This window comes from Psychrobacter sp. UBA3480 (assembly GCF_002377945.1).
Classification (GTDB): Bacteria; Pseudomonadota; Gammaproteobacteria; order Pseudomonadales; family Moraxellaceae; genus Psychrobacter.
The window spans coordinates 1-8926 of record NZ_DFQV01000023.1; the positions used below are offsets into that span (position 1 = coordinate 1).

The window sequence follows — 8926 nt, forward strand, 5'->3', positions numbered from 1 at the left end:
GTATTTCCTCTTTTTTTGGGGTTCAAGACTTAACTCATATAAATATGATTATTAAGACGATTTTGACCACATTAAGATAATTGTTAAAAGGTTGCACATACTAATGTGCAGATATTATAAGAAAATCGCGGCCAATAACAAGTCTTTTAATAAGTTATTGGCGTATTCTTCGGTGACAATACACAGACATACTCTATATTGTCACTTTCAGTAAGTTTTATTTACTCGTCATCATCTTTAGAGTTGAACTTAGAGATGATTTCAGCAGCAACTGATTTTGGAATTTCAGCGTACTTTTGGAATTCCATTGAGTAAGTTGCACGGCCTTGTGACATAGAGCGCATTTGAGTGGCATAACCAAACATTTCCGCTAATGGTACTTCAGCACGAATCTGTTTAGTACCGCCAGGTAGATCTTCCATACCCTGTACCAAACCACGACGACGGTTAAGATCGCCCATAATGTCGCCCATGTAGTCTTCAGGTGTTTCAACTTCTACTTTCATTACTGGCTCAAGTAGCGCTGGATCAGCTGCTAAGAAACCTTTTCTGAAGGCCATAGAACCAGCCATCTTAAATGACAATTCATCAGAGTCAACGTCATGATAAGAACCATCATACAAGGTCGCTTTTACGCCAACTACTGGGTAGCCTGCAAGTACGCCGTTTTTCATGCGCTCTTGGATACCTTTATCAACAGCACCGTGGAATTCTTTTGGTACAGTACCACCAACAACTTCTTCAGCGAATTCATATTCAGTGTCGCCAGCTGGATCAAGTGGCTCAAGACGTAACCATACGTGACCAAACTTACCACGACCACCTGTTTGACGTACGAATTTGCCTTCTTGTTCAACAGTGTTACGAATCGTCTCACGATAAGCAACCTGAGGTGCACCGATGTTTGCTTCAACGTTGAATTCACGCTTCATACGGTCAACAAGAATCTCTAGATGTAGCTCACCCATACCACTGATGATTGTCTGACCAGATTCTTCGTCAGTGTGTACACGGAACGATGGATCTTCTTTTGCCAAACGGCCAAGAGCGATTGACATTTTTTCTTGGTCAGCTTTGGTCTTTGGCTCAACAGCTAGAGAGATAACTGGATCTGGGAATTCCATACGCTCAAGAGTGATCACGTTGTCTTCATCACATAGCGTATCACCAGTAGTCACATCTTTCATGCCGACTAGAGCTGCGATATCACCAGTACGAATCTCTGCAAGCTCTTCTTGAGAGTTTGCCATCATCTGTACGATACGGCCAACACGCTCACGCTTCATCTTAACTGGGTTATAAACACTGCTACCCTGCTTCATTACACCAGAATAAACACGTACGAAGGTTAAGTTACCAACGAATTTGTCATTCATGATTTTGAACGCTAGTGCTGAGAAAGGTGCTTCATCTGATGCTTCACGGCTGCCTTCGCTTTCGTCTTTGTCATCAAGAATACCTTTAATAGCAGGTACGTCGATTGGTGCAGGTAGATACTGAATAACGGCATCTAGCATCTTCTGTACACCTTTGTTCTTAAAGGCAGTACCACAAAGAAGCGGGATGATTTCGTTATCGATAGTTAACTGACGAATAGCACCGTGAATTTGTTCTACAGTCAATTCACCGTTTTCTAGGTATTCGTTCATCAACTCTTCGTTTGCTTCAGCAGCGTTTTCTACAAGATGCTCGCGGTATTCTGCTGCTTTTTCTTGTAGTTCAGTTGGGATTTCGCGCTCATCATACTGCATACCTTGAGACGCTTCGTCCCAATAGATAGCTTTCATGGTCACTAGATCAACAACGCCTTCGAAGTCATCTTCTTTACCGATTGGAATAACCAATGGTACAGGGTTACCGCCTAAGCGAGTTTTGATCTGTTCGATAACACGATAGAAATCAGCACCAACACGGTCCATTTTGTTTACAAATGCAAGACGTGGTACTTTATATTTGTTCGCCTGACGCCATACGGTCTCAGACTGTGGCTGAACGCCGCCTACTGCACAGTAAACCATGCAAGCGCCATCGAGTACACGCATAGAACGTTCAACTTCGATCGTGAAGTCAACGTGACCTGGGGTATCGATGATGTTGATACGGTGTTCGTCAAACTGTTTAGCCATACCTGACCAAAAACAAGTTGTTGCCGCTGAGGTAATAGTGATACCACGCTCTTGTTCTTGCTCCATCCAGTCCATAGTGGCTGCGCCATCATGTACTTCGCCAATTTTGTGGCTAACACCGGTATAGAATAAAACACGCTCTGTAGTGGTTGTCTTACCAGCATCGATGTGCGCTGAGATACCAATATTGCGATAGCGTTTTAGGGGAGTTTTACGAGCCATAGTGTTTTCCTAGGAAAAGTCGTGTATATAATAATGTATTGTGTCTCTACCTCATACTCTATGACAAAGCGTTCAGCTTCGTAATATTACTTACTGATTATTGAGCCTAATACGGACAAAAAAAGAGCAAATACTAAGAATAGTGCGGCATCAAATTTGGGATGCTCTCCAGCAAAAACTGTATTTATTAAGAGAGACATCTGGATAGATGTCCGCCACCTCAGTCATCAATAAATAACATTTATATATGACCGAATGATGATGGCGGCAATCAATAGAATAAACAGCAATGTAAGATTAAATGGCATGAGCCTCTAATCTCAAGCTACTATTAAAAAGTAGCTTAGAAACGGTAATGAGAGAATGCTTTGTTAGCATCTGCCATGCGGTGAACTTCGTCACGCTTTTTCATAGCAGCGCCTTTGCCATCAGCAGCATCATTCAATTCGCCAGCTAAACGCAAAGCCATTGATTTTTCAGAACGCTTAGCAGCAGCTTCAGCTAACCAACGCATAGCCAATGCAGTACGACGGGAGGGGCGTACTTCCATTGGTACTTGATAGGTTGCACCACCAACGCGGCGAGCTTTTACTTCTACCATTGGGCGTACATTTTCTAGCACTTCTTCGAAGAAAGATACTGGATCTTCAACTTTACGCTTCTCACTTACTGTCTCAAGTGCACCGTAAACGATACGCTCAGCAGTAGATTTTTTACCATCACTCATTACATGGTTGATGAATTTTGCAACAGTTTGGCTACCAAACTTAGGATCCGGTAGGATCTCACGGGCAGCAACGACGCGACGTCTTGGCATAATAAATTTCCTTATCTTCAGGAGTGTCTAACATTCACAACATCGACTACTTATCATTAGGATATAGCAGTGAGTTATCAGTTAGCCTTACTGCATGGTGGTATGTTTTAAGAGCACATCACAGATATATATTTATATAAAAGTGATATTACTACTGACACCAAACCCATGCACAGTTATTGGGTAGTGCAAAAAGCTTATCTAATAACGTTTAGTTATTAAACTTTAGGCTTCTTAGCACCGTACTTAGAGCGACCTTGCTTACGGTCTTTAACGCCTGCGCAATCTAATGCACCGCGAACAGTGTGATAACGTACACCTGGTAGATCTTTTACACGACCACCACGGATTAGAACAACACTGTGCTCTTGTAGGTTATGACCTTCGCCACCGATGTAGCTTGATACTTCATAGCCTGAAGTCAAACGTACACGACATACTTTACGCATGGCAGAGTTAGGTTTTTTTGGCGTGGTAGTATATACACGAGTACATACACCGCGACGCTGTGGGCACGCTTCCAACGCAGGAACTTTTGACTTTTCCTTGATGGTTTTGCGACCTTTACGAATCAATTGGTTAGTTGTTGCCATAAGGCATCCTTCTCCCGTTTGGTATAAAACAAAAAAATGGGCCAATGCACCATCTATCTGACAATAATTGCAGATTTCGGGGGCACCCATTTTTAGGACAGTGTATTATAAAGAGTTGTTGCTGCTATTTCAACCACTTATGAATGGTTTCACTTTACAACATTTGATAGATATGCATTCAGCCTCTCATTGTATCACTTTATAGATTTTTCGCCGAAAAATAGCGTAATAAATAAAGTAAACAAAGCGAGCTCAAGCGTCATTAAGAAAAGATGTTTAACATTGAAATGGTACTTGATAGTAACTAAGTGGTGGTATTTATCCTAATTTTCAAGTCGTGTTGCTCAATCAAACTAAGATAAATACCATTGCGCTTATAAAGCTATAATCCAACTAGCAAATAATATCTTTATTACTTGGCTCTTTTATCAGACGTCTACTTAGATGCGTCTTTTTTACTGCTAGTTTCTTCTTTACTGGTTTCTTCTTTATTAGGGGCTTTTTCTGGATCACTGCTTTTTTCTTTGGGCTCTGTGTCTTTTTTCGCCTCATCAGTATTAGCCTTTTCTACTTTAGCCTCACTGCTGCTGTCATCAGTAATGGCACGATTGGCTAGTTTTGCCTCTGGCGCAAAGGTCGCTTGAGCAACGCCAATCACTTCGTCAATCAACTGACTGTTGTAGTGCATACCGATCGCTACTGCGGTGACAGGAATAAAACGACGAACCCATGATAAATTAATCTGATCTAAATCAATACCTACTTGACTGGCGACTTTGTCTATTTGCGCAGCATAGAAATTTACATTTTTATTTTTCAGACCGAGATTTTTAAGTTCACTATGTAGTCCATTGCTCTGAGCATTATCAAGCAAACCTTTACCAATACCTAGACCAGCTAGTAGCGCTTGTTTTTCTTGCATCTTGCTCAGATCAGCGTTTGATAGTAGTTCGTACGCCATCTTGACGCCTTGCTTACCTGTTAGTGGCTTATTGTATACAGCAGCAATCTGATAAACCGTACGTAATGAAACCAGTAATAGCCATAATGTATCAGCGAGCAAACCTGGTAGACCTGCCAAACCCGTCAAACCACCCATCATTGCAAGCGCGCGATTTTGGTTAGCAATATCAGTAGCTAGCGCATAACGCTCTTCGTCATCTAAGGTAGCAATATTGGCAAAGCGATGTTCATTAGGTAAGTCGAGTTGACTCCAGTTCGCAGCGAGGTTGGCCACTTGGGCAAATGCGCCATCAACTGTCGATTGAAAAAAACTATTCGGCACAACTTTCTTGGCATATTTACCATAAGTAGCAAAACGTGGTCCTAAAAGTTGCTGCGTCGCCTTTAGCGTTTGCTCACGAAACAAATCTTGTTGATAGTCTTCATCGCCTAGGTCGACGGCTTTGTATTGACGCGGTTTGCCCGTTTTAGCGTTTACGCTGTCAATCATAGCCCCTACGCGCTCTAGGTTGTTTCGAGTAAAAGAGCCAATGGTATTGATGCTTTTAGAAAGAGTACTACGCTTTGCCATCGTGATGTCCTTAATATGATGAGTTGGTTTTTAATATAGTTGTATTTTAATATGATAGTTAATTATTGATAATAATGAACCTATTATTCTAGCCAGTTATCGTAACTGGTGTCAGTGCGAACAATGTTATTAGAATCACAAATTTTGTATCTAAAGTATAATTCCGTCTATAACCAGTAGCTAGGCTTACTTCTCATTTTTTCACTCAGTATTTGGTCATAAGCGCTATTTTGTCGTTATTTTGCACTTGCGCAAAGATTTCGAAAGCTTGATACGTTATCATGTGCCATAATTCACAGTACACTTGTACTTTATTTACAGATTACCATTTATAGAGCATCGATTTTGCTATGATTTATATAATGGCGATAAAGTACGACGGCACTTAACATCGATTGATATAACCAATATTTAATTAATAGAACCAATATTTAAAAACGATTATTGAAAGCAATTCTGAAGGATTGTTACTCATAAGGAATAGAATATGCGTCGCGTAGTTATTACTGGAGCAGGGATTGTCTCTTGTATCGGACATGATTTAGACACTGTCACCTCTGCCCTCAAAGAAGGTCAGTCTGGCATTACATTTAACGATTCTTATGCTGAACACGAGTTTAAATCACACGTGAGCGGTAGCATCAATCAATCAGAACTTGATACCAGTGGTATCGATCGTAAGCTTAAACGATTCTTTAGTGACGCCAGTCTCTATGCTTATGTTAGTGCGCTAAATGCGATTGAGCACTCAGGACTATCACTTGATACTATTAATAACAACCCACGAGTGGGTCTGGTGGCAAGTTCGGGCGGCGCATCAACAGAAAACATCGTCAATGCTATCGATGCTATGCGCGAAAAAGGTCTACGCGGTGTCGGCGCAATGGCAGTACCAAAGACAATGGGCAGTTCGGTATCAGCCGCTTTAGCAACCGGTCTCAAAATCCAAGGCGTCTCCTACTCGCTCGCCTCTGCTTGCGCGACTTCAACACACTGTATCGGTCATGCTGCTGAGCTTATCCAATTGGGTAAAGCCGATGTGATATTGGCTGGTGGTAGTGAAGCTGAACATTGGACACAGTCTTGCATGTTTGATGCCATGGGCGCAGTTAGTACTCAGTATAACGATACACCAAAACTTGCTTCAAGAGCCTACGATAAAGACCGTGACGGTTTTGTGATTGCTGCTGGTGGCGCGATGGTGGTTGTAGAGAGTCTGGAACATGCTCAAGCACGCGGCGCCAATATTTTGGCTGAAATCGTTGGCTATGGTGCCAGCTCTGATGGTGCAGAAATGGTTGCGCCAAGCGGTGAAGGTGCAGTTCGCTGTATGCAACAAGCCTTGGCCGAAGCGGGTCTAGAAAGTGTTGATTACATCAACAGCCACGGTACTAGTACACCACTGGGCGATATTACTGAGCTTAAAGCGATTGCTAAAGTATTTGATAATGACGTCAGTAAAGTACCTGCTATCAGCTCAACCAAATCGATGACAGGTCATAGCTTGGGCGCTGTTGGTGCACAAGAGCTGATTTACTGTCTGCTAATGCTACAGGACGGCTTTATCGCTCCAAGTATCAATGTTGATAACTTAGATCCTGCTGCTGAAGGTTTCGATATCGTCACCGAAATGCGTGAAGCAAATCTTGAAACCTTGATGAGTAATAGCTTTGGCTTTGGTGGTACTAACGCTACGCTGATTATCAAAAAGTTTGATACTTAACCCATGCTTGTATCAAATCACAATACAACTGAGCAGACAGATTCTGCGCCATCGCCAGCTAGCAAACCTAGCTGGCGTTTTGGTGATTTGTCTGCTGCAGAGCTGATGCCTGAACTACAGCGTCATTTGCTCGCTCAAGATATTAAAGCAAACTGGCAACTTGTTTGGCTTAATAACGATGGTCGACCCGTGATTGGTTTACTCCCAAAAGTCAGTTGGTCTGTATATCCCAATGGTGAGCAAACTCTTAATAGTTTACCCAATGTTTATAAAGTGATTAAGAGTTTTCGCAGTACTGACGTGCGCCGCGATACTAATGTAAATAGCGCTGATAATAGTTATGCTGGCACGACAGCTTATATGAGTTATCTAGAGTGGCAAGAAGAGCTAATCGCTTATAGTAACGCTCAAGAAGTTAATCACGACACCTCATATATCAATAACGAAGAAAGCCCAAAACCCAGTTATCATCATGGGCTAATCGGTTTTATTGGTTATGATATTGCAGCTCTCGAACTAAGCCCTACCGATAGGATTGAATTGGCAAATCAGCCTTGTGCTTCATTAGGGCATTATGATATTTATCTAACGCCCACAACACATGCTGATACAGGTTGGGCGTTAAAAAGTCATCTAACTAACGATGACTCTTCTGAGAATATTGGTCATAAAAAAAACGATATTCTTATAAGTACTCTTACTTCTTACCTAGACGAACTGGATCGAAAACTGTCTGATAAATATCTCAATCAACCACAGTTTAAAGATGCATCAAAAATCACTTCCCTAGTTTTAAGTCCGCGATGGAGCAAGCTTGATTATCAACAAGCATTTAATCGCACACAAAACTATCTACAGCAAGGCGACTGCTATCAAATAAACCTGACACAGAAATGGTCTGGCCGTCTAGCGTGTAAAAATAACGATGTTCAATCAGCCTTTTCGCTTATTGACTATTTGCCTGCGCTATATCGCAATACAAAAGCGCCTTTTGCAGGATATATGAACGTTGATAGCAATGATGGTGATTACCCAAATAGAAGCAGCAGCTTTAACGCAGATAGCAATCATTTTGAATTGTTAAGCTGCTCACCTGAGTTGTTTTTTACATTCACTAGAGCAATCGACACTGGCAAACACTCTATTCGCACCAAGCCTATCAAGGGAACCATGCCACGAGGTGTTACTAACGAGCAAGATGATCTGTATAAACAGCAACTGGTCAATAGCGAAAAAGACCGTGCCGAAAATGTCATGATTGTAGATTTACTGCGTAATGATTTGGGCAAATACGCCAAAATTGGCAGTGTGAAAGTACCGCAACTGTTTGCGATTGAGAGCTTTAGCAACGTGCATCATATGGTCAGCACTATTACCGCTGAGCTAAAAACTGATACTCATCCGTTGGCTGTATTGTTTGGTAGTCTGCCCGCTGGTTCTATCACTGGCACACCAAAAAAACGCGCCGTCGAGATCATCGCTGAACTGGAATCTACGCCACGCGGTGCTTATTGTGGCACTATGGGTTATATGAACTTTGATGGTAGTGGTCAATGGAATGTACTCATTCGTACATTGCAAGCCAACGCTTTGTCGAATGATGACTGTAATAAAGAAAGACACGTTAATCTGTGGGCAGGTGGCGGTATTACCGTCGCGTCTGATTGTGACGCTGAATACCAAGAATGCTTAGATAAAGTAGGTAACTTGTTATCAGTACTGGCTCAAAAAACCTAAGATAGTAAATTAAAATGCTCTAATTAATTTAAAGCGAAAAAAAGCCTGCCAACGTTACGTTAGCAGGCTTTTTTTAAGACTTAGCGATAGTGTTTTACGTGATGAGTAAAGGGACTAATCTATTCACATTCTACATTAAGCTATCAATATAATTTTATTCAGCAGCAATGCTAG

6 protein-coding genes are annotated in these 8926 nt (G+C 41.7%); 2 read left to right on the forward strand and 4 right to left on the reverse strand.

The genetic code is table 11. The features are described from left to right. Nucleotides 1–221 precede the first annotated feature (221 nt). The 4 genes from fusA to B2863_RS10580 all read right to left on the reverse strand — a co-directional run bounded on the left by fusA (nucleotide 222) and on the right by B2863_RS10580 (nucleotide 5292). Nucleotides 222–2348: an elongation factor G gene (gene fusA, locus B2863_RS10565; RefSeq protein WP_101205359.1), complete on the reverse strand. Its 2127-nt coding sequence runs from the start codon at nucleotides 2346–2348 to the stop codon at nucleotides 222–224. Nucleotides 2349–2691: 343 nt separating this feature from the next. Beyond that, nucleotides 2692–3165: a 30S ribosomal protein S7 gene (gene rpsG, locus B2863_RS10570; protein ID WP_057761735.1), complete on the reverse strand. Its 474-nt coding sequence runs from the start codon at nucleotides 3163–3165 to the stop codon at nucleotides 2692–2694. Nucleotides 3166–3383: 218 nt separating this feature from the next. After that, a complete protein-coding gene (gene rpsL, locus B2863_RS10575) occupies nucleotides 3384–3758 on the reverse strand; it encodes a 30S ribosomal protein S12 (protein ID WP_011281154.1) in 375 nt (124 codons plus the stop codon). A 436-nt stretch (nucleotides 3759–4194) separates the two neighbouring features. Continuing rightward, the gene (locus tag B2863_RS10580; RefSeq protein ID WP_296210245.1) at nucleotides 4195–5292 is read right to left on the reverse strand and encodes an EcsC family protein; all 1098 of its coding nucleotides are present in this window, start codon (nucleotides 5290–5292) and stop codon (nucleotides 4195–4197) included. 487 nt (nucleotides 5293–5779) lie between these two features. Between B2863_RS10580 and B2863_RS10585 the strand changes: the two genes are divergently transcribed. Continuing rightward, nucleotides 5780–7015 carry a beta-ketoacyl-ACP synthase II gene (locus tag B2863_RS10585; RefSeq protein ID WP_296210248.1) on the forward strand — a complete coding sequence of 412 codons (1236 nt, stop codon included), beginning with the start codon at nucleotides 5780–5782 and terminating at the stop codon, nucleotides 7013–7015. 3 nt (nucleotides 7016–7018) lie between these two features. Beyond that, the gene (locus tag B2863_RS10590; protein ID WP_296210250.1) at nucleotides 7019–8752 is read left to right on the forward strand and encodes an anthranilate synthase component I family protein; all 1734 of its coding nucleotides are present in this window, start codon (nucleotides 7019–7021) and stop codon (nucleotides 8750–8752) included. Nucleotides 8753–8926 lie beyond the last annotated feature (174 nt).

Excerpts from the sequence above, each read along its gene's own strand:
- fusA (WP_101205359.1), bottom strand. The coding sequence starts at position 2,348 with ATGGCTCGTAAAACTCCCCTAAAACGCTATCGCAATATTGGTATCTCA.
- rpsG (WP_057761735.1), bottom strand. The coding sequence starts at position 3,165 with ATGCCAAGACGTCGCGTCGTTGCTGCCCGTGAGATCCTACCGGATCCT.
- rpsL (WP_011281154.1), bottom strand. The coding sequence starts at position 3,758 with ATGGCAACAACTAACCAATTGATTCGTAAAGGTCGCAAAACCATCAAG.
- B2863_RS10580 (WP_296210245.1), bottom strand. The coding sequence starts at position 5,292 with ATGGCAAAGCGTAGTACTCTTTCTAAAAGCATCAATACCATTGGCTCT.
- B2863_RS10585 (WP_296210248.1), top strand. The coding sequence starts at position 5,780 with ATGCGTCGCGTAGTTATTACTGGAGCAGGGATTGTCTCTTGTATCGGA.
- B2863_RS10590 (WP_296210250.1), top strand. The coding sequence starts at position 7,019 with ATGCTTGTATCAAATCACAATACAACTGAGCAGACAGATTCTGCGCCA.